The following is a 19,255-nucleotide window of genomic DNA, read 5'->3' as shown; positions in this document are numbered from 1 at the left end:
CTCAACCTAGCGGGGTGGGCCGGTCAGGACACCGTTTCGAGATCGCGGTCAGCCTCCGGCTCCTCCTCGGCCGGCCGGTCGTGGACCGCCGTGAGCCGGCTCGGCCACCACATCCACCGGCCGATGTCCAGGGTGAGCGAGGTGACCAGCACCGACCGGACGATGAGCGTGTCCAGCAGCACCCCGAACGCGACCGCGAAGCCGATCTCCGCGAACGCCACCAGCGGCAGGCTGGCCAGCGCCGCGAACGTGCCCGCCAGCACGATGCCCGCCGAGGTGATCACCCCGCCGGTCGCGGCGAGGCCGATGAGCGCGCCGCGCCGGGTGCCGTGGTGGTGGGCCTCCTCGCGGACCCGGGTCATCAGGAAGATGTTGTAGTCGATCCCGAGCGCGACCAGGAACACGAAGACGTACAGCGGGAACGACGTGTCCTCGCCCGCGAAGCCGAAGATGTGCCGGAAGATCAGCGCGCTGACCCCCAGGGCGGCCGCGAACGACAGCACGACCGTGGCGATGAGGATCACCGGGGCCACCACCGCGCGCAGCAGGAGGCCCAGGATGATCAGGACGACCACGAGGACCAGCGGGATGATCAGCCGGTTGTCGTGGTCGTTGGCCCGGTTCATGTCCAGGGTCATCGCGGTGATGCCGCCGACCTTGGCGTCGGCGCCGGGCACGGCGTGCACCGCGGTGCGGATCCGGTCGATCGTGGCACGGGCGCGGCCGCTGTCCGGCGCGTCGCGCAGCGTCGCCTCGATCGCGGCCAGGTCCCCCTTGATCACCGGCTCGGCGACGTCGGCGACGCCGTCGGCCCCGGCGACGGCCTGCCGCAGTTGAGCGGCGGCCGCGGCCTTGCCGATCACCACGGCGGGCTGGCCCTGCCCGGCCGGGAAGTGCCGCGCGAGCGCCTCCTCGCCGGTGACCGACGGCGGCTTGGTGACGAACGTGTCGGCGGTGGCCAGCCCCTTCGCGTCGAGCTGGAACAGGCCGAGCGCCATGGCGCCGAGGGCGGCGGCCGTGACGATCCAGACCAGGCGCGGGCGCAGCGCGATGCGGGTGCCGAGCTTGGCCCACAGTCCGGTGGCGGTCGGCTCGGCCGATCCGTACGTGGGGCGGGCGGGCCAGAACAGCCAGCGCCCGAAGATGACCAGCAGCGCGGGCAGCAGGGTGACCATCACGAGCAGGCCGACCGTGATGCCGATGGCCGCGACGGGGCCGAGGCCGCTGGTCGCGTTCATCTCCGCCAGGGTCAGGCAGGACATGCCGATCGCCACGGTGGCCGCGCTGGCGATGATCGCCGGCCCGGCCCGGTGCAGGGCCAGCGCCATGGCCTCGTGCCGGTCGGAGTGCCGGCGCAGTTCCTCGCGGTACCGGGCGACCAGCAGCAACGCGTAGTCCGTGCCCGCGCCGAACACGAGCACGGTCAGGATGCCCGCGCTCTGCGCGTTGACCACCAGGCCGGTGTGCTTGGCCAGCAGGTAGATGACCGCCTGCGCGGTGGTCAGCGCGACGCCCGCCGAGAGGATCGGCAGCAGCCACAGAATCGGACTTCGGTACGTGATCAGCAGGATGATCGCGACGATCGCGAGCGTGGTGTAGAGCAGTGTGCTGTCGATGCCCTCGAACGCCTTGCCGGAGTCGGCGGCGTTGCCGGCGGGGCCGGTGAGGTAGACGGCGAGCCCGTTCGGGTCGGCCTCGGTGATCGCCTTGACGTCGGCCACCACGTCGACGATCTTCTGCCAGCCCTCGGCGTCGACCTTGATCGGAACGATGATCTGCAGCGCCCTGCCGTCCCGGGCGGGCACCGGGCCGATCACCTTGCCGGTGACCCCGGCGACCCTCTCCAGCGCCTCCGCGTCCTTGGCGGCCTTCGCCTGGTCGGTGGCGACGATGCCGGACGGGCGCTCGTAGACGATCACGGCCGGGGCGATGTCGTCCGGCTGGAACACCTTCTGCAGGTCGGCGGCCTGGGTCGACTCGGCCCTGCCGGGCAGCCACGCGGAGTTGTCGTTCTTCTGTACGTCGGTGAGCTTGCCGGCCAGCGGCCCCGCGACCGCCAGCACGACGATCCACAGCGCCAGGACCAGCCATTTCGTCCAGCGTCCGCAGACCAGCCGCGCGACGCCGCCCGTCCCCGCCATCCGAAATCCCCCCAAGACCGCTCCCGGTACGACCGAGGCGCAGCGTAGTCGCCTTGGCCGGTTCCGCTGAAGCGATTCACCCCCAAGCTCAGGGTCTTCTCAGGGTGACCCTAGTCCGGGGCGCGGTGCCGTCCGGCCCGAACGGGCTCGGGTTCCAGCCGGGCCTTCCGCCCGCCGCCCGCCTTCTTGACCGCGTACATGGCGTGGTCGGCGGCGCGCAGCACGAGGTCCGAGTCCTCCTGGGGGGCGGCGAGGTGGACACCGACGCTGGCGCCGATGGTCACCTCGTTGCCGTGCACGAGGAACGGCGTCTCGACCGCGGCGCACACCCGGGCGGTCATCGCGTCCGCGTCGGCCTGGTCGAAGATCCCCGGCATCAGCACGACGAACTCGTCGCCGCCGACGCGGGCCAGCACGTCCTCGGCGCGTACGCAGGCGCTGAGCCGCTCCGCCACCTGCCGCAGCAGCTCGTCGCCCGCCTCGTGGCCGTGCATGTCGTTGACCGGCTTGAAGCCGTCCAGGTCCACGAAGAGCACAGCGACGGCGTCGCTGCGCAGCGACGAGTCGAGCGCGTCCTGCATACGGCGGCGGTTGGGCAGCCCGGTGAGTGCGTCGTGCAGCGCCTCGTGGGTCAGCCGTTCCTGGAAGGCACGGTTCTCGCTGACGTCACGGGCGTTGATGACGATGCCGGCCAGCGCCCGGTTGTGCAGCTTGTTCGACGCGGTGATCTCGTACCAGCGGTAGCCGCCGTCGCCGTTGAGGACCCGCGACTGCATCCGGCTGACGCCGTTGCGCTCGCCGAGCAGCGCGGCGAACGCGGCCTGGATCCGTTGCCGGTCCTCGGGGTGGATGATGTCGAATACGCTGGTGCCCTGCATCGAGCCGAGCGGCACATTGAGCAGCGAGGCGGCGCTGGGGCTGGCGAACGAGATCCGGCCGGTCGGGTCGAGCACCGACACCAGGTCGGGGGCGTGCTGGAACAGCGCCTGGAACCGCTCGTCGGAGCGCCGCCGCTGGATCTGCGTGCGGTAGCCGAGCAGCGTGATGCCGATGACGCCGATGAGCAGCATGGCCAGCAGCGTGACGTTCAGCGTCTGGCTCTTGCTCTTGACCGCGCCCTCGAACGAGGCCTTGGACTGGCTGCGCACGTAGGACCAGCCCCCGGGCATCCCCGGCACCACCATCGCGATCGTCGCGGTCCGGCCGGAGGTGAAATCCACGAAGGTCGGCCCGGTGGCCTGCTTCGCGGCCCGGGTGACGGCCGGATCGATCTTGGTGCCGATCTTCCTGCCGTCGCTGGAGTAGCCGATCCGGCCCTCGCTGTCGATGATCTCGGTGAGATGGGTGTTGTCGCTGAGCGTGGCGACATACCCCTGCAGCGGGGTCTTCGCGAACTCCATGAAGCCGACGAGCACGGCCACCGCGGCGCCGTTGCGCACGAGCGGGATGGCGACAGCCTCGATCGCCACACCGTCGACGAGCATGACGGAGGAGAAGCCGGGCTTGGCCTTGAACAGTTCGCTGAACATGGGGGCGAAGCCGGGGGCGCCCACCGGCGGCAGGCCGGTGCTGCGGGTGGCGTTGAGGATGGAGCCGTCCATGGCGGTGATGGCGGCGCCGTACTTGAGGACGTTGGTCTTGGCCACGAAGCGGTCCAGGGCGCGGCGGTCGGCCGGGTTGCCCTTGCGCAGCTTGAACGAGGTGGTGTTGGCGAGTTCCTTCAGCTCGCCGGCCGTCACCAGCTGCATCTGGCCCGAGAGGGTGGTGTTGTTGACCGCCAGCGCCTGGGTGTCGGCGCGGTGCACCGTGTCGGCCGCGCGCAGCGCCGATCTGTTCACCAGCACACCGATAGCGCCGGCGGCGATCAGCAGTACGACGCTGACCACCACGGCGATCCAGTTGCGCAAGCGCATGGCACACCCCCCTCGCGGGAGAGGATCGGCAGCCCGGGACCGGCACTCAACCAAACTGAGCCGGATTTGAGCCGGTCCGTACCATCCATCGGGACGAAACGTCCGACAGTGGCGGGCGCCGCGGCGCGGGTAGCGTGGCGCCGGTCAGCGCCGCCAGGGCGGCGGCCGCCCCTGCAGCCACCACTGCAGTGCGCCGGTCACCCGCGGCAGCACCAGGTAGGTCATGATCGGGGTCAGGCACAGGGTGGTCAGCAGGGTCCGCAGCACGACGTGCTGGGCGGCGAGCAGGGGCCCGAGGGTCACGGCCGCCAGCATGCTGAGCGGGAAGAAGCCCAGCCAGATGGCCACGGCCTGCTTCCACCGCGGCGGCGCGGACGGTACGGCCGGCTCGTCGACCACCCGCACCTCGGCCTGGCGCGGCGGGTCGAACCAGCCCTCGATCCCGGTACGGCGTTCCTCCCTGGTGTGCTCGACCATGCCCTGCGCCGACGACAGCCACCAGCGCCGCTGCGCCGAGTCCTCCCAGACCGCCAGCGCGTCGTCGTCGGCGAAGCGGTACAGCATGTGCCACTCGGTCGAGCCGAGTTCGGGGCGGACCCAGCCGACGCCGAGGAAGCCGGGGAAGTCCTCGGCGAGCGTGGCCCCCGCGCGTACCCATGCCTGCATCTCGGCGGCGCGCGTGGGATCGGCCCGGCGGGTGATCGCGACCGTGACGGCCGTCCGGGTGTCGGGCATGCGGATGATCCTGCCCGGTCCGGCCGGCGGGCCGCCGCCGCCCGCGGAAACTGTCGGCGGCGCCACTGTCCGGCCGCCCGTGCGAGCGGCCTTACAGATCCCTGACCTCGTCGTCTTCCTCACTCGGCGTGAGCAGGCTAATGTGTCGGCTTCACGGGGTGACCACCGTCGGCACGGCAGGGCCGCGGGTCACCGGCCGGACGACCCGGCCGGTCAGGGGTCACACGAAGTAACGAATTGGTCACGCATTTCGGGGACTGGGGTACCCCGGGTCCTGGCCGGCCTGCTTGTTCCACCAAAATCGAAGCAGGGGCCCGGTAGGCCGACACGGATGGGATGAAGCATGGCGCAACGGTTGCCGCTGCGGGAGATCCGCGAACGCACGTACAAGACGCGCGACGCGTGGTGGACCGTCCTGCTCGTGGACCCGTTCGCCGTCCGCCTGGTGCGCCTGGTCGCCCCCTACCGGCGGATCACCCCGAACCTGCTGACCGGCATCGCCACGCTGGTCGGGCTCGCCTCGGCGGCCTGCTTCGCGCTGCAGGACCGGCCGTGGCTGGTCGCCGGCGCGCTGCTGTTCCACCTCAGCTTCGTGATCGACTGCATGGACGGCAAGATCGCCCGGCTCAACGGCACGGGCTCGCTCTTCGGCGCCTGGTACGACTTCGTCTTCGACCGGCTGCGCATGTTCGCCTGCACGGTCGCGCTGATGGGCGGCCAGTACGCGCGGACCGGCGAGCAGGTCTACCTCTGGGTCCTGGTCGCTGTCACGTTCCTCGACCTGTTCCGCTACCTCAACGGCTCGCAGATGGCCAAGGTCCGCCGCGCCATGCGTATGGAGCTGGACGAGGCTCGCGGCCTGCCCGCGGCGGCCGACGCGACGGGCCAGCCGGACCAGTGGCCGGACAACTGGCGCGCCCGGCTGCGCGCCGCGCTGCGCCGCTACCGCATCCGCCCGCACCTGGTCAGCGGCATCGAGTTCGAGATGGCCGTGTGCATCATCGCCCCGCTGACCGGCTGGATCGTCGGCGTGCCGATCGTCGCCGGGGTCCTCCTGATGGCGTTCGAGTTCCTGCTGGTGGCCAAGCTGTGGCGGGCCACCCGGCAGTTCCCGCGCCAGCTCGCGAAGGCGCGGGCCGCACACGGCACCCACGCGGAGGCGGGCGCGCAGCCGGGCCCGCGGGCCGGGGACCAGATCGCCGCGGTCGCGGAGGAGATCACCACCGCGGACGAGAACGACGACCTGGAGTTCACCGCGCGCAGCTGAGGCCCCGATCGAATTCGGCGGTTGACTAACAAGACCCCCGAGGGGTGCACTTTCGACGCACCCAACGTGCGTTCACCCCGGGTGGTTGAGGAGGTTTCCGTGCCGGATTACGACGTCGTGGTCGTGGGCAGCGGTTTCGGGGGCAGCGTCGCGGCGCTGCGGCTGACGGAGAAGGGCTACCGGGTCGGCGTGCTGGAGGCGGGCCGCCGGTACACCCCGGCCACACTGCCCAAGACCTCCTGGGACCTGCGCAACTTCCTCTGGGCGCCCCGGCTGGGCCTGCGCGGCATCCAGCGGATCACCCTGCTCAAGGACATCGTCGTGCTGTCCGCGGCGGGCGTCGGCGGCGGTTCCCTGGTGTACGCCAACACCCTCTACAAGCCGCCCCGCACGTTCTTCGACGACGCGCAGTGGGCCGCGATCACGGACTGGGCCACGGAACTGGACCCGCACTACGACCAGGCCTCGCGGATGCTGGGCGTCACCGAGCAGCCCTCGACGACCCCGTCCGATGTGGTGATCCGGCAGGTCGCCGAGGAGATGGGGGTCGGTGACACGTACCGGCGTACGCCGGTGGGGGTGTTCTTCGGCGAGCCGGGCAGGACGGTGCCGGACCCGTTCTTCGGCGGGGCCGGTCCGGACCGTACGGGCTGCCTGGAGTGCGGCGAGTGCATGATCGGCTGCCGGCACGGCGCCAAGAACCGCCTGGACCTCAACTATCTGCACCTCGCCGAGCGAGCCGGCGCGACGATCCACCCGGACACCACCGTCACCGCGCTGCGACCCGTCGGGGACGGCTGGCTGGTGCAGGCCGGGAAGCAGACGTTCCGCTGCGGCCAGGTGGTGCTGGCGGCCGGGGCGCTGGGCACCCAGCGGCTGCTGCACGCGATGCGCGACACCGGGGTACTGCCGGAGGTCTCCGCGCAGCTGGGTGCGCTGACCCGGACCAACTCGGAGGCGCTGCTCGGGGCGATGACCAGCGCCGTACCGGAGGAGCCGTTCTCCCGGGGGGTCGCGATCACGTCGAGCTTCCACCCGGACGCCGACACCCACATCGAGCCGGTCCGCTACGGCGCCGGCAGCAACGCGATGGGCCTGCTCAGCACGCTGCTGGTGGACGGCGGCGGCAGGGTGCCGCGTCCGCTGCGCTTCCTGGGCCAGGCGCTGCGCCACCCGGGACGGCTGCTGCGCTCGCTGTCGGTGCGGCGCTGGAGCGAGCGCACCATCATCGCCCTGGTCATGCAGACAGTGGACAATTCGCTGACGGTACGGCGGACCCGCCGCGGCCGGCTCACCACCGCCCCCGGCCACGGCCCGGCCAACCCGACCTGGATCCCGGTGGGTCACGAGGCGGTCCGGCGGATGGCGGACCGGATCGGCGGCTACCCCGGCGGCACGGTCGGCGACATCTTCGACATCCCGATGACCGCGCACATCCTGGGCGGCGCGACCATCGGGGCCTCACCACGGTCGGGGGTGATCGACCCCTACCACCGGGTGTACGGATATCCGGGTCTGCACGTGGTGGACGGCGCGGCGGTACCGGCGAACCTGGGGGTCAACCCGTCGCTGACCATCACGGCCCTGGCGGAGCGGGCGTTGTCGTTGTGGCCGAACGCGGGCGAGGAGGATCCGCGTCCGGCGCTGGGCGAGCCGTACGCCCGCCTGGATCCGGTCGAGCCCCGGCGGCCCGTGGTGCCGGCGCACGCCCCCGGTGCGCTGCGGTTGCCCTGGCCCCGCCGGGCCGCGGACCCGTCGCCCGCCGCCGCCCGAAAGCAGGAGTGAACGCCGCCGGCGAGCGGCATGGAGAAATGCATTGGCGGATGTCATCGGACATGTCGGCGAGTGCACACCGGGGTGTCATTGGGAAATACACCCGGAATGTTCGACGACGATGAACGACTGATGTCACATCGCTACCGCGGGCGGAGAACGCGCCCGGATGCCCCGGGACGCACCCGCCCACAGTGGACGCCGGACGATGCGCGATCGGCCCTCTCCGGCCGGACATCGTGGGACAACAGGTCCGACGCCGCCTGCTCACGGCCGCGGCCACCCGTCGGCAGCGCCGGGCCCGGACCGGGCCCGGCGATGGTCCTCAGCGGCCCGGCGCGTCGTGAACAGGCCCGATCCACCCACCGATCGCCGGGCGCCGCGGGTTCGCCGGAGTAAGAAACGAGACATGCGGAAGCGACAATTTGCATTGTCGCGAACGGGCGGCCAGAATGGCACGAGCACAAATTCGGGGAGGCGATCCGCGGGGCGGCACGTCCGGGTTTTCCCGGCACGTCGCGGGTTTCTCCGTGCGGGGGCGCGGGGCGTGGATTGCGGTTACCCAATGACACCGGTTCGGGAGCGACCACATCATGGCCAAGCAGGTAATCACCCTTCTCACGGACGATCTCGACGGCGGCGAAGCGGACCGGACGGTCGAATTCGGACTGGACGGTGTCAACTACACCATCGACCTGTCGGAAAAGAACGCGGGGAAGCTGCGCAAGGCGCTGGACCCGTTCCTGGGCGCGGCCACCCGCGTGGGGCGCAGCGGCAACGAGTCGCGGGCCGCCGGTCGGCGCGGCGCCGTGACCACCGGCCGGGCGAGCCGCGATCAGAATCAGGCCATCCGCGAGTGGGCCGCCGAGAACGGGTACGAGGTCTCCGACCGGGGGCGCATCCCGGGCAGCGTCGTGGAGGCGTACCGCAACCGGCGATAGATTGGTGCACACGTCGGAATAACGGCGCCGCCGCGACCGGCGGCGCCGTTATTCGCGAAAGGAGTCGGGTATGCCGGTCGTCATCGTCACGGGAGCGTCGAGCGGGATCGGCCGCGCCACGGCGATCCGATTCGGAAAGGACGGCTGGACCGTCGTGCTGGCCGCCCGCCGGGCGACGGAATTGTCCGAGACGGCCACCCTGGTGGAGGCCGCGGGTGGCACCGCGGTCATCGTGCCCACGGACGTCCGGCAGCCGGCGGCCATCGACGCGCTGGCCGAGCAGGCGGCCGCGATCACCGGCCGGATCGACGCGGTGGTCAACAACGCGGGCCTCGGCGGTGCCGCCTCGATCCTGACCGACGACGCCACCGTCACCGCCATGGTCGACGTCAACCTGCTCGGCCCACTGCGGCTCATGCGGGCGGTCGTGCCGCACATGCGGGCCCGGGGCGGCGGGGCCATCGTCAACATCGGCTCGGTCGCGGGCGAGATCGGGCTCAGCGGCACGTACTCGGCGACCAAGTTCGCCCTGCGCGGCCTGACCGACTCCGTGCGCCGGGAGCTGGCCGGCACGGGGATCGGGGTGACCCTGGTCGAGCCGGGATACATCGCCACCCCGCTCACCGGCGGCCGCAAGGGGCTGCCGGGTCCCGAGGTGGTCGCGGACGCGGTGGCCCGGGCCGTACGCCGGCCCCGCCGCCACATCGTCGTACCCGCTCGCTACCGCGCGGCGATCCTGCTGGCGAACGTGCTGCCGATAGTGGCCGACCGTGCCCTCGCGGGCCGGGCCGCGCCGAAGGACACCGCCCCCGCCGACCGTTAGGCGGCGATGGCGCGGTTGTCGGTGAGCCAGGTCAGCGCCTCGGTGGGGCCGACCGGGCTGGAGAAGTAGTAGCCCTGGCCCAGCGGGCAGCCCAGCCGCTGCAGGATGTCCCGGTGCGTGGCGTCCTCGATGCCCTCGGCCACCACGGTCAGGTTCAGCGTCTGCGCCAGGCTGACGATGCCGGAGACCAGCGCCAGCTGCTGCTCGCTGCCGACCATGTCGTCGATGAACGTCTTGTCGATCTTGAGTACGTCGATCGGCCGCTGCCGCAGGTAGCCCAGCGAGGAGTAGCCCGTACCGAAATCGTCGATGGCGATCCGCACCCCGAGGTCCTGCAGCACCGCGAGGTCGGCCCAGATCTCCTCGTCGTCGCGCATCAACAGGGTCTCGGTGATCTCCAGCATGAGCGCCTGCGGCGGCACCCCCGCGTAGTCCAGCGACGCCCGCACCTGGTCCACGAAGCCCTTCTGGCGGAACTGGCGCACGGAGACGTTGACGCTGACGTACGGCTGGCGGGCCCGCGGCAGCACCCGCCGCCACTGGGCGACCGTGTGCAGCGCCTGGTCGAGGACCCACCGTCCCATCGGGATGATGAGCCCGCTCTCCTCGGCGACCTCGATGAACTGGTCCGGGGCGATGACGCCGCGCGCCGGGTGGTGCCAGCGCACCAGCGCCTCGAAACCGGCCGCCTCGTCGGTGTTCAGGTCCACGATGGGCTGGTACTGCAGCAGGAAGTGGCCCTCGTTGACCGCGTGATCCAACGCCGAGCGCAGCTCCAGCCGTTCCACCATCGCCCCGTGCAGGTGGGTCTGGTAGCGCCGCCACCGGTTCTTGCCGGCGCCCTTCGCCACGTACAGGGCCAGGTCGGCCTGGCGCAGCAGCTCGTCGGCGTTGTCCGCCTCGGGGGTGGTGGTGATGCCGATGCTGGCGACGGCCTGCAACGCCTCACCGTCCACCAGGATCGGCTCGGCCAGCGCGGCGAGGATCCGTTCCGCGGCCTCCTCGACCGCGGCCGGATCCTGCACGTTCTCGATGAGCGCGGCGAACTCGTCGCCGCCGAGACGGGCCGCGGTGTCGTCGCCGCGCAACGCCCCGCTGATCCGCTGGGCCACCGCGACGAGCAGCTGGTCGCCGACCGCGTGCCCGAGCGTGTCGTTGACGACCTTGAAGTCGTCCAGGTCGATGAAGAGCACACCGACCAGCGTGCCGTCGCGGGTGCCGCGGGCCAGCGCGTGCTCCAGCCGGTCGGCGAACAGCACACGGTTCGCCAGCCCGGTCAGCGAGTCGTGGAACGCCTGGTGGGTCAGGTCGCGTTCGAGGCGGCGCCGCTCCGTGACGTCGCGCAAGGTGATGACCAGACCGGCCACGGTCTGATCGGCACGCAGATCGCGGACGTGCATCTCGAGCATCAGCTCGCTGTCGTGGCGGCCCAGCGCCCGGAAGTCGAGCCCCTGCGCCGGGCCGCGCCCGAACCGGACCCCCGCCAGCACCTCGTGCAGCCGCTCCCGGTCCGCCGGGTGGATGATGTCCGGCAGCCGCACCCCGACCGGGTCCCCGCCGAGCACCGGCCGCGCGGACGGGCTGGCGTACCGGACCCGGTCCTCCTCGTCGACGATCACGATCACGTCGGAGGTGTTCTGCACCAGCGTCCGGAAGTACGTCTCGCTGTTGCGCCGGATGACCTCCTCGCTGAGCGCGATCCGCTCCATGGCGAGCGCCACCTGGGTGGCCAGCACCTCCAGGGATCGTTGCAGGCCGACCAGCGCCCACGCGGGCCCGCCGACGTGCAGCACACCCACCAGCGGGTCCCCCGTCGGGCGGTCCTGCAGCACCAGCGGGCAGCGCAGCACCATGTTGTACTGGTTGAGCCGGACCGCCACCGCCCAGTCCACGTCGCGGGTCGGCATCAGCCGGGCCGACGTACCGGAGGCGCGGTCCTCCGCGGCCTGCGCGGCCGCCTCCGCGCTCAGCGGCTCCCCCGGCTCGGCGACCGCCATGGCCAGCACCACCCGGTGCGGCACGTCCGGCAGCAGCTGCGCGACCGCCCGCCGGGTCGCCGCGGCGACCTCGTCGGCGTCGGTGGCCGACACCAGGGCGGCGGAGGCCTCCCGCAGCCCCCGCTCCCGGGCGGTGGCCAGGCGGTGGCTGCCCATGATCCCGGCGGTACGGGCCAGCACGAGCAGGAAGGTCAGCCCGCACAGCACCGCCACCACGGACAGGTCGAGCGGACGGCCGTTCAGTCCCACCTGCACCAGCAGCACCGCCGGCCCCACGAGCGACGCCACGCCCAGCAGCAGCAGGCGTTTGCGGTCCAGGTCGGCCGGGGGCGTCGCGGCCGGCTGGGTCAGCGAGTGCATGGAGCTGTGCATCGCGGCCAGGCCGATCGCCGCGTACAGCGGCAGGCGGCCGAACGCGGAGAGCCCGGTGAGCAGGTGCTCCAGGTCGGGCACGCTGTGCGCGAGATCCACCAGCAGCATCGTGAACACGCCGGCGCCGAGCACGAAGCCGGCCGGGATCCGGCGGTTCGACACCGTCCAGAGCCGGGTCAGCGCGGCCAGCAGCAGCAGGTCGCCGACCGGGTAGCCGATCGCCAGCAGGTCGGCGGTCGCGGTCAGGTCGGCGTGCTGGATCTGGGGGCTGAGCACGAAGGTCCAGGACAGCAACGCGGCGCCCGCGGTGACGGTCAGCGCGTCGAGCAGGCCGCCGCGGTCCCGGCTGCCGCCGGTGCGGTAGCGCACGAACATCAGCAGCGCGCCCGCCAGCGTCGGGTAGACCGCCAGCAGCGCCCAGGTCACGGCCGGCGCCAGCAGCGGCACCGCCTGTACGGCCGCGGGCACGTCGTGCACGGTCTTGCCGACCGCGGACAGCGCCACCGCGAGCATCAGCAGCTGCCACGGCGCGGTACGGGCCGGTCGCCGCCGCCCCAACCCGAACAACACAGCGCCCACTGTCGCCAGGCCGGCGGCCAGGCGGATCGCGTCCTGCCAGGCCGGTTCGAGCCAGAAGGCCGCGCCCAGTGCCGCCATGCACACGCCGAAGAGGGCGGCCGCCACGCGCGTCGGCATGCTCCTCCTCCTGTGGGCCGGTGAGAACCGCTGTCACCAGATCGGCCCCTCGGCCGGTCAGCTGAGGAAAGGGGGACAATCGTGGCGTGCTGTCCTCCCCCGATTTCGTCCGTACCCACACCCGGCTGGCGCCCGTACCGTTCGTGCCCGAGCTGGTCCTGCACCAGGCCGACGAGCCGATCGCGCTCTGGGAGCGCACCGAGGCGGACGGCGTCGAGCAGCCGCCGCCGTTCTGGGCGTTCGCCTGGGCGGGCGGGCAGGCGCTGGCCCGGCACGTACTGGATCATCCGGCGCTGGTCGACGGCCGGTCGGTGCTCGACATGGCCACCGGGTCCGGGCTCGTCGCCATCGCGGCCGCCCGGGCCGGGGCCCGGTCGGTGGCCGCCAACGACATCGATCCGCTGTCGGTCGCCGCGGCCACGGTCAACGCGGCCGCGAACGGGGTCGCGCTGGATCCGGTCGAGGCGGACCTGCTCGACACCGACGACGGGTACGCGCGGGCGGAGGTGATCCTGGCCGGGGACGTCTTCTACAGCCGCGCCATGGCGGCCCGGTTCCTGCCGTTCCTGCAGCGGGCCGTCGGGCGGGGCGCCCTGGTGCTGGTCGGCGACCCCGGACGGGCGTACCTGCCGACCGAGGCGCTGACCCGGTGCGCCACCTACGACATCCCGGTGCCCGCGGAGCTGGAGACCGTCACGGTCCGGCACACCACGGTGTGGCAGTTGCGCTGACGGGCGTCAGGCCGCGCCGCGTACCAGCGCCAGCAGGCCGTGCCCGTCGCCGACCGTGACGTCCGGCTCCGGCCAGCCCACCGGATCCTCCCGGTCGGTACGCGGCGAGCGCATCAGCACCGCGGCACCGGCCTCCGCCCGCCGCGCGCAGGCCACATCCCGCCGCCGGCTGTCACCGACGAACCAGCACGCCCCGGCCGGAACGCCCAGCTCCCGCGCGGCCTGCCAGATCATCTCCGGGTTGGGCTTACGCACCCCGGCCTCGTCGCTGTAGATCTGCGCCCCGAACCGGCCGCCGAGCCCCGTCCGGGACAGGAAGTCGCGGTGCGCGGCCCCGCACAGGGTGTTGCTCACCACGGCCAGCGGCAGGGTGGTGGACGTCAGGAACTCGGCGACCCCGGCACGCAGCCCCCAACCGTCCCGGTAGGCCCACTCGTAGGACAGCCGGGCGGCGGACTGGCGCACCAGCGCTTGCGCGGGCCGCGGCCACCCGGCGGTCACGAACCGCTCCCAGACCTGCGCCTGGGTCAGCTCGTCGGGATGGTCCTCGTCGCGCCAGCGGGCCCACGCCGCGGCGCCGTCCGTGAGCGACCGGTTGATCTCGCCCGGCGTGAGCGCCGCGCCGATCAGGTTGTACAGCCGCAACACCAGCCCCGGCGGCGCCGCGGGACCCGGCGGGGCGTCGGCCAGCACGCCACCGAAGTCGAGCAGCACGGCGTCGGGGCGGGGCAACATCGCCCCAACATATCGAGTACGGGCGATCGGGCGCCGCCGCCCCGGCCGGATCAGCCCGTCCCGAGCGTCCAGGCGCGGACCCCGCCGAGGATCCCGGCGGTGTTCGGCACCACCACCACGTCGTCGCCCATCCGGGCGAGCTGGGTCGGCGTGATCAGCCGCGAGTTGCCCCCGCCCAGATACAGCCGGTCCCACCGGAACACCGGCCGCAGCCCATCGACCACGTTGCGGACCCGGCGGGACCAGAGCGCGTCACCGAGGCGCCGCCGCTCGTGCTCGCCGATGTACGTGTCGTAGCTCATCCCCCACCGCACCGGGGCCTGCGACATCTCCAGGTGCGGGGCCAGCGCGCCGCCGTCGAACAGGGCGCAGCCCAGCCCCGTACCCAGGGTCAGAATCAGTTCGCACCCGGTGCCCGCGACGACCCCCGCGCCGTGCACCTCCGCGTCGTTGAGCACCAGCGTCGGCATCCCGAACGCCTCGGCCAGCGCGGTCCGCGCGTCGAAGCCCTGCCACGCCTCGGCCAGCTCCGGATCCACCTTCGTGCGGGGGCCGCTGCGGGTGATGTAGTGCGGTGTCGCCACCACCACGCCGTGGCGCAGCATGCCGGGCATCCCGACGGTCACCCGGTCCGCCGACGGCAGCCCACCGCCGAGATCCACCAGCGTCTTGACGAACACGTCGGGCGGCAACGGGTACGGCGTGGGCACGCGCACCGGGTGGGCGCGCATCGTGCCCGCCTCGTCCAGCACGGAGCCCTTGATGCCGCCGCCGCCGCAGTCGATCGTCAGGGTGAACGCCACCCCTGGAGTGTGCCTCACCACCCGCCGCCCCGCGCCGCTGTCACGTCGGCCCGACGGCCCTCAGCGGATGTCGTCGGCCCAGACGCGCCAGTCGTCGAGGACGCCGTACAGGGCCGGGGTGAGCCAGCCCGGCGCCGAACGGCGGAACACCCCGGGGTCCATCCCGCCCGCCCCGTCGGGCAGTGCGCCCACCAGGTGCGGCAGCAGTTCGCCGAGGTTCGCCCAGTGCACCAGTTCCGGTTCGGCGGGCCACGCGCCGAGCACCACGGCCGCGGGGATGCCCCGGCGTTCCAGCGCCTCCAGGGTCAGCGCGGTGTGGTTCAGGGTGCCCAGGCCCGCACGGGCCACCACGATGGTGCTGACCCCGAGCGCGGTGGCCAGGTCCGCCACCGTCCAGGGGGCACCGGACGGGCGTACTCCCATGGGCACCAGCAGGCCCCCGGCGCCCTCGACGAGGACCAGGTCGTGCCGCTTGGCCTCGGCCCGGATGGCGTCGACGACCTCGTACAGCTCCAGGGGTGGCATCGACGCCACCTTGGCCGCGGCCAGTGGGGCGAGGGGCTCCGGGTACGACGCGAGGGTGCGTGTGGTGTGCGGGGCGGCGAGCCGGTTGACCACGTCGATGTCGGTGGGTGCGCCGGTCACCGTACCGGTCTGGCCGGGTTTGACGACGGCCACCCGCAGCCCGGCGGCCTGGGCGGCGGCGGCGACCGCGCAGGTGACGATCGTCTTGCCGACGTCGGTGTCGGTGCCGGTGACGAGCACGATCCCGCGCCACTCCCCCGCCTCGGCGGGCCGGGCCGCGGGCGCAGCGGAGGGCGCGGGCGAGACAGGTGCCGCCATGGACGTTTCCGACGCTGGCTCCGCCGGGTCGAGCGTCATGGTGCGCACTCCACGATCACGTCCAGGGCGCGGGCGAAGTCCACGTCGGACACTCCGGCGCTCAGCGTCAGCCGCAATCGGGACGAGCCGTCCGGAGTGGACGGTGGCCGGAAACAGCCCACCGCGATCCCCCGGTCGCGGCAGTCCGCGGCCCAGGCGAGCGCCGCCTCGGGGCCCGGCGCGGTCACCGACAGCACGGCACCGGCGGGCCGGCGCACCGCGAACCCGGCCGCGCCGAGCCGCCGTACCGTCTGGTCGGCGCGGGCCGCCAGCAAGGCCCGCCGATCGTCCGCGTCGCGCGCGATCCGCAGCGCCGCGTGCGCTCCGGCGGCCACCGCGGGCGGCACCGCGGTGTCGTAGATGAAGGTACGGCCGGTGTCGACCAGGTGGCGCACGAGCTGCCGCGGGCCCGCGATCACCCCGCCCGCGCTGCCGAGCGACTTGGACAGCGTGGCGGTCACCACCACGTCCGGGGCACCGGCGAGACCCGCGGCGGCGACCCCGCCCGCGCCCTGCGACCCGAGTACGCCGAGTGCGTGCGCGTCGTCCACCAGCAGCAGCGCGCCCCGCGCGGAGGTCACCTCGTGCAGCGCCGCCAGCGGGGCCAGGTCACCGTCCACCGAGAACACCGACTCGGTGACCACCACGGTGGGACGCCTCCCCGCGGCGTCGAGCAGCGCGGCGACGGCGTCCGGGTCGCCGTGCGGCGCCACCACCGTCTCGGCGCCCGACATCCGGCAGCCGTCGATGAGCGACGCGTGGTTGTACGCGTCCGACACCACCAGCGTGTGCTTGTCCGCGAGGGCCCGGACCGCGCCGAGGTTGGCCAGGTAACCCGACGAATACACGAGGGCCTGCTCCGCCCCGAGCCAGCCGGCCAGGGCCCGCTCCAGTGCGGCGTGCGCCTCGGTGGAGCCGCGCACCAGCCGCGACCCGGTGGCCCCCAGCCCGTACGCGGACAGCGCCGCGGCCGCCGCCGCGACCACCTCGGGATGGCGGGCGAGGCCCAGGTAGTCGTTCCCGGCCAGGTCGACGACGTCGTCGTCGGCCGCGCGGGGCCGCAGCTCGCGAGTGAGTCCGGCCTTGGCCCGGCTGTGGGCCAGGCGCTCCAACGCCGTCAACCAGGCCGCCAAACCGAACCCCACATTCCGCCGGGCACACCACCGACGACGGCGAAACTATCAGGGGCCCGGGGCCTTGTAGGGTACGGGCATGGCAGAGATCCTTGATCGGGCGCGCGCCCGGGTGCTGGCGGACGGCGTCGGGTTGAACCCCGCCGATGTGCTTCAGGTGCTGCGCCTGCCCGACGAGGATCTGCCGGCGCTGCTGCAGCTCGCGCACGAGGTGCGGATGCGCCACTGCGGGCCGGAGGTCGAGGTCGAGGGCATCGTGTCGCTGAAGACCGGCGGCTGCCCGGAGGACTGCCACTTCTGCTCGCAGTCCGGCTTGTTCACCTCCCCGGTGCGCGCGGTGTGGCTGGACATCCCGGCGCTGGTCGAGGCGGCGAAGCAGACGGCCGCCACGGGAGCCACCGAGTTCTGCATCGTGGCCGCGGTGCGCGGGCCGGACAAACGGCTGATGGCGCAGCTGCGCGAGGGCGTGGCCGCCATCAGGGCCGAGGTCGACATCCAGGTCGCGGCCAGCGTCGGCATGCTCACCCAGGAGCAGGTCGACGACCTGGTCGAGATGGGTGTGCACCGGTACAACCACAACCTGGAGACGTGCAAGTCGTACTTCCCGAACGTGGTCACCACGCACACGTGGGAGGAGCGCTGGGACACCCTGCGGATGGTGCGCGATTCCGGCATGGAGGTGTGCTGCGGCGGCATCCTCGGCCTCGGCGAGTCCGTCGAGCAGCGCGCCGAGTTCGCGGGGCAGCTGGCCGAGCTGGACCCGCACGAGGTCCCGCTGAACTTCCTCAACCCCCGGCCGGGCACCCCGCTGGGTGACCGTCCGGTGGTCGAGGGCAAGGACGCGCTGCGCGCCATCGCCGCGTTCCGGCTGGCGATGCCGCGCACGATCCTGCGGTACGCGGGCGGCCGCGAGATCACCCTCGGCGACCTGGGTACGCGCGAGGGTCTGCTGGGCGGCATCAACGCGGTGATCGTCGGCAACTACCTGACCACGCTGGGGCGCCCGGCGACCGAGGACCTGGCCCTGCTGGAGGACCTCAAGATGCCGGTCAAGGCCCTGTCCGCGACGCTGTGAACGCCGCCGTGACCGCGGTGTGGTGCGACCGGTGCGGCGAGGCCGCCGACTCCGGCGACCACGCCGCGTGCCGCCGGGCTCGGGAGCTGGAGCCGCCGCGGTTCTGCCCGCAGTGCCGCCGCCGGATGAAGGTGCAGATCCTCCCGGCCGGGTGGACGGCTACCTGCGTCGAACACGGCGCCCGGCACGCCTGACTGTTACGCCGTGGCCGGCACCCGGCCCACGACAGGCAGCGTCACGCTGGTCATCGGCCCGTCACGGTCGGTCCGGCCCTGCCCGATCCGGCGCAGCGTACGCAGCATCGCCGCGTTGTCGGCACCGGTGTGCGCCACGACCGCCGCGAACCCGGACCGTTGCGCGTACGACACCAGGCGCCGCAGCAAAGCCGTGCCGATGCCGCGCCGCTGCCAGTCGTCCTCCACGAGCAGCGCCACCTCGCCGAGATCCCCCTCGGCCAGCAGGCTGGCCATGGCGATCACCCGGTCGGTGTGCAGATCCACGGCCAGCAGGGTGATCCCCCCGGCCGGTTCGAGCAGGCGGTGCAGCCGCGGGTCGGCGGGGGCACCACCGAGGTAGCGGCGTTGCAGCGAGGCGGCCGAGGCTCGCCGGTGCAGGTCGAGTACGGGCTCGGCGTCGTCGTGCCCGGCCGGTCGGACCAGCAGTTCGGCGCCGTCGGGCAGTAGCAGCGTGGTGTGTTCGGCGTGCTGGCGCAACGCGGCGCCGGACACCTCGACCAGCGCCTGGGCGCGCGCGTACTCGGCGGGGGTGAACTCCGGGGCGCGCCGCCGCAGCTCGTACGCCCCGCCGACCGGGTCGAGCAGGGTCATCCGGCTGCTGTCGTAGCCAGGGCCGGCCCCCGGCTCGGGGCGCCAGCGCACCTCGTCCGCGTCGAGCAGGGAGACCAGGGACTCGCCCAGGGCGTCCGGGTCGTGCACCAGCCGCCCGGCCAGTGCCAGCGCCCGGGTGGGCTGGTCCGCCAGGCCCTGGGCCTCCGCCCGGGCCACGAACACGTCCCGGCCGCGTCCGCGCTCGACCGCGGCCAGCATGTCCGATTCCGACATGGTGTCGGGAGCGTCGACGAGGAAGTCGTCGACCGCTCCCGCCTCGGTGGTGTGCACGTGAACAGCGAGGATGTTGACCGACCGCAACGCGAGACTCGCGGTCAGAACGGACAGGTAGCCCGGGCGGTCGTCAACCGTTGCCCGGATCCGCCACAGCGCCATGCGGGACACTCCCCT

Annotated in this window: 16 protein-coding genes; 7 read left to right on the top strand and 9 right to left on the bottom strand. The window is 72.9% G+C overall.

Going from position 1 to position 19,255, the window contains the following annotated elements:
• Positions 1-23: 23 nt before the first annotated feature.
• From ACMCNN_RS06675 to ACMCNN_RS06665, 3 genes are all read right to left on the bottom strand, one after another.
• Positions 24-2,141 carry an MMPL family transporter gene (locus ACMCNN_RS06675; protein WP_412745287.1) on the bottom strand — a complete coding sequence of 706 codons (2,118 nt, stop codon included), beginning with the start codon at positions 2,139-2,141 and terminating at the stop codon, positions 24-26.
• Positions 2,142-2,251: 110 nt separating this feature from the next.
• Positions 2,252-4,054: a diguanylate cyclase domain-containing protein gene (locus tag ACMCNN_RS06670; RefSeq protein WP_412745286.1), complete on the bottom strand. Its 1,803-nt coding sequence runs from the start codon at positions 4,052-4,054 to the stop codon at positions 2,252-2,254.
• A 144-nt stretch (positions 4,055-4,198) separates the two neighbouring features.
• Positions 4,199-4,789 (bottom strand): antibiotic biosynthesis monooxygenase, encoded by a 591-nt coding sequence (locus tag ACMCNN_RS06665; RefSeq protein ID WP_412745285.1) that lies wholly within the window; start codon positions 4,787-4,789, stop codon positions 4,199-4,201.
• A 343-nt stretch (positions 4,790-5,132) separates the two neighbouring features.
• Here ACMCNN_RS06665 and ACMCNN_RS06660 point away from each other — a divergent pair, with 343 nt between their 5' ends.
• From ACMCNN_RS06660 to ACMCNN_RS06645, 4 genes are all read left to right on the top strand, one after another.
• Entirely contained in the window at positions 5,133-6,056 is a 924-nt protein-coding gene (locus tag ACMCNN_RS06660) for a CDP-alcohol phosphatidyltransferase family protein (protein WP_412745284.1), read from the top strand.
• 99 nt (positions 6,057-6,155) lie between these two features.
• Positions 6,156-7,841 carry a GMC oxidoreductase gene (locus ACMCNN_RS06655; RefSeq protein WP_412745283.1) on the top strand — a complete coding sequence of 562 codons (1,686 nt, stop codon included), beginning with the start codon at positions 6,156-6,158 and terminating at the stop codon, positions 7,839-7,841.
• Positions 7,842-8,422: 581 nt separating this feature from the next.
• A complete protein-coding gene (locus ACMCNN_RS06650) occupies positions 8,423-8,770 on the top strand; it encodes a histone-like nucleoid-structuring protein Lsr2 (RefSeq protein WP_412745282.1) in 348 nt (115 codons plus the stop codon).
• A gap of 70 nt (positions 8,771-8,840) precedes the next feature.
• Positions 8,841-9,593, top strand: a complete 753-nt coding sequence (locus tag ACMCNN_RS06645; protein WP_412745281.1) for an SDR family NAD(P)-dependent oxidoreductase — start codon at positions 8,841-8,843, stop codon at positions 9,591-9,593.
• Here the strand turns inward: ACMCNN_RS06645 and ACMCNN_RS06640 are convergent.
• Positions 9,590-12,658: an EAL domain-containing protein gene (locus ACMCNN_RS06640; protein WP_412745280.1), complete on the bottom strand. Its 3,069-nt coding sequence runs from the start codon at positions 12,656-12,658 to the stop codon at positions 9,590-9,592. The genes ACMCNN_RS06645 and ACMCNN_RS06640 overlap by 4 nt on opposite strands.
• Before the next feature lie 86 nt (positions 12,659-12,744).
• Here ACMCNN_RS06640 and ACMCNN_RS06635 point away from each other — a divergent pair, with 86 nt between their 5' ends.
• Entirely contained in the window at positions 12,745-13,389 is a 645-nt protein-coding gene (locus ACMCNN_RS06635; RefSeq protein WP_412745279.1) for a class I SAM-dependent methyltransferase, read from the top strand.
• A gap of 6 nt (positions 13,390-13,395) precedes the next feature.
• Here the strand turns inward: ACMCNN_RS06635 and ACMCNN_RS06630 are convergent, their stop codons facing one another.
• From ACMCNN_RS06630 to ACMCNN_RS06615, 4 genes are read right to left on the bottom strand one after another with little or no spacing between them, the layout of a single operon-like run.
• Positions 13,396-14,124, bottom strand: a complete 729-nt coding sequence (locus ACMCNN_RS06630) for an HAD family hydrolase (protein ID WP_412745278.1) — start codon at positions 14,122-14,124, stop codon at positions 13,396-13,398.
• 50 nt (positions 14,125-14,174) lie between these two features.
• Positions 14,175-14,927, bottom strand: a complete 753-nt coding sequence (locus ACMCNN_RS06625; RefSeq protein ID WP_412745277.1) for an ROK family protein — start codon at positions 14,925-14,927, stop codon at positions 14,175-14,177.
• A gap of 60 nt (positions 14,928-14,987) precedes the next feature.
• Positions 14,988-15,770, bottom strand: a complete 783-nt coding sequence (gene bioD, locus ACMCNN_RS06620) for a dethiobiotin synthase (RefSeq protein WP_412745276.1) — start codon at positions 15,768-15,770, stop codon at positions 14,988-14,990.
• Between the two features lie 35 nt (positions 15,771-15,805).
• The gene (locus tag ACMCNN_RS06615; protein WP_412745275.1) at positions 15,806-16,942 is read right to left on the bottom strand and encodes an 8-amino-7-oxononanoate synthase; all 1,137 of its coding nucleotides are present in this window, start codon (positions 16,940-16,942) and stop codon (positions 15,806-15,808) included.
• Between the two features lie 79 nt (positions 16,943-17,021).
• On the opposite strand from ACMCNN_RS06615, the gene bioB reads away from it, so the two are divergent.
• Entirely contained in the window at positions 17,022-18,017 is a 996-nt protein-coding gene (gene bioB, locus ACMCNN_RS06610) for a biotin synthase BioB (RefSeq protein WP_412745274.1), read from the top strand.
• Positions 18,014-18,211 (top strand): hypothetical protein, encoded by a 198-nt coding sequence (locus ACMCNN_RS06605; protein ID WP_412745273.1) that lies wholly within the window; start codon positions 18,014-18,016, stop codon positions 18,209-18,211. The genes bioB and ACMCNN_RS06605 overlap by 4 nt, the downstream gene beginning before the upstream one ends.
• A 3-nt stretch (positions 18,212-18,214) precedes the next feature.
• Here ACMCNN_RS06605 and ACMCNN_RS06600 read toward each other — a convergent pair whose 3' ends face one another.
• Positions 18,215-19,240 (bottom strand): GNAT family N-acetyltransferase, encoded by a 1,026-nt coding sequence (locus ACMCNN_RS06600; RefSeq protein WP_412745272.1) that lies wholly within the window; start codon positions 19,238-19,240, stop codon positions 18,215-18,217.
• Between the last annotated feature and the right edge of the window lie 15 nt (positions 19,241-19,255).

The organism is Krasilnikovia sp. MM14-A1004, assembly GCF_047159485.1.
Classification (GTDB): domain Bacteria; phylum Actinomycetota; class Actinomycetes; order Mycobacteriales; family Micromonosporaceae; genus Actinoplanes.
The sequence above is the reverse complement of the archived record's forward strand: the minus strand, read 5'-3'. Positions and strand labels throughout refer to the sequence as shown.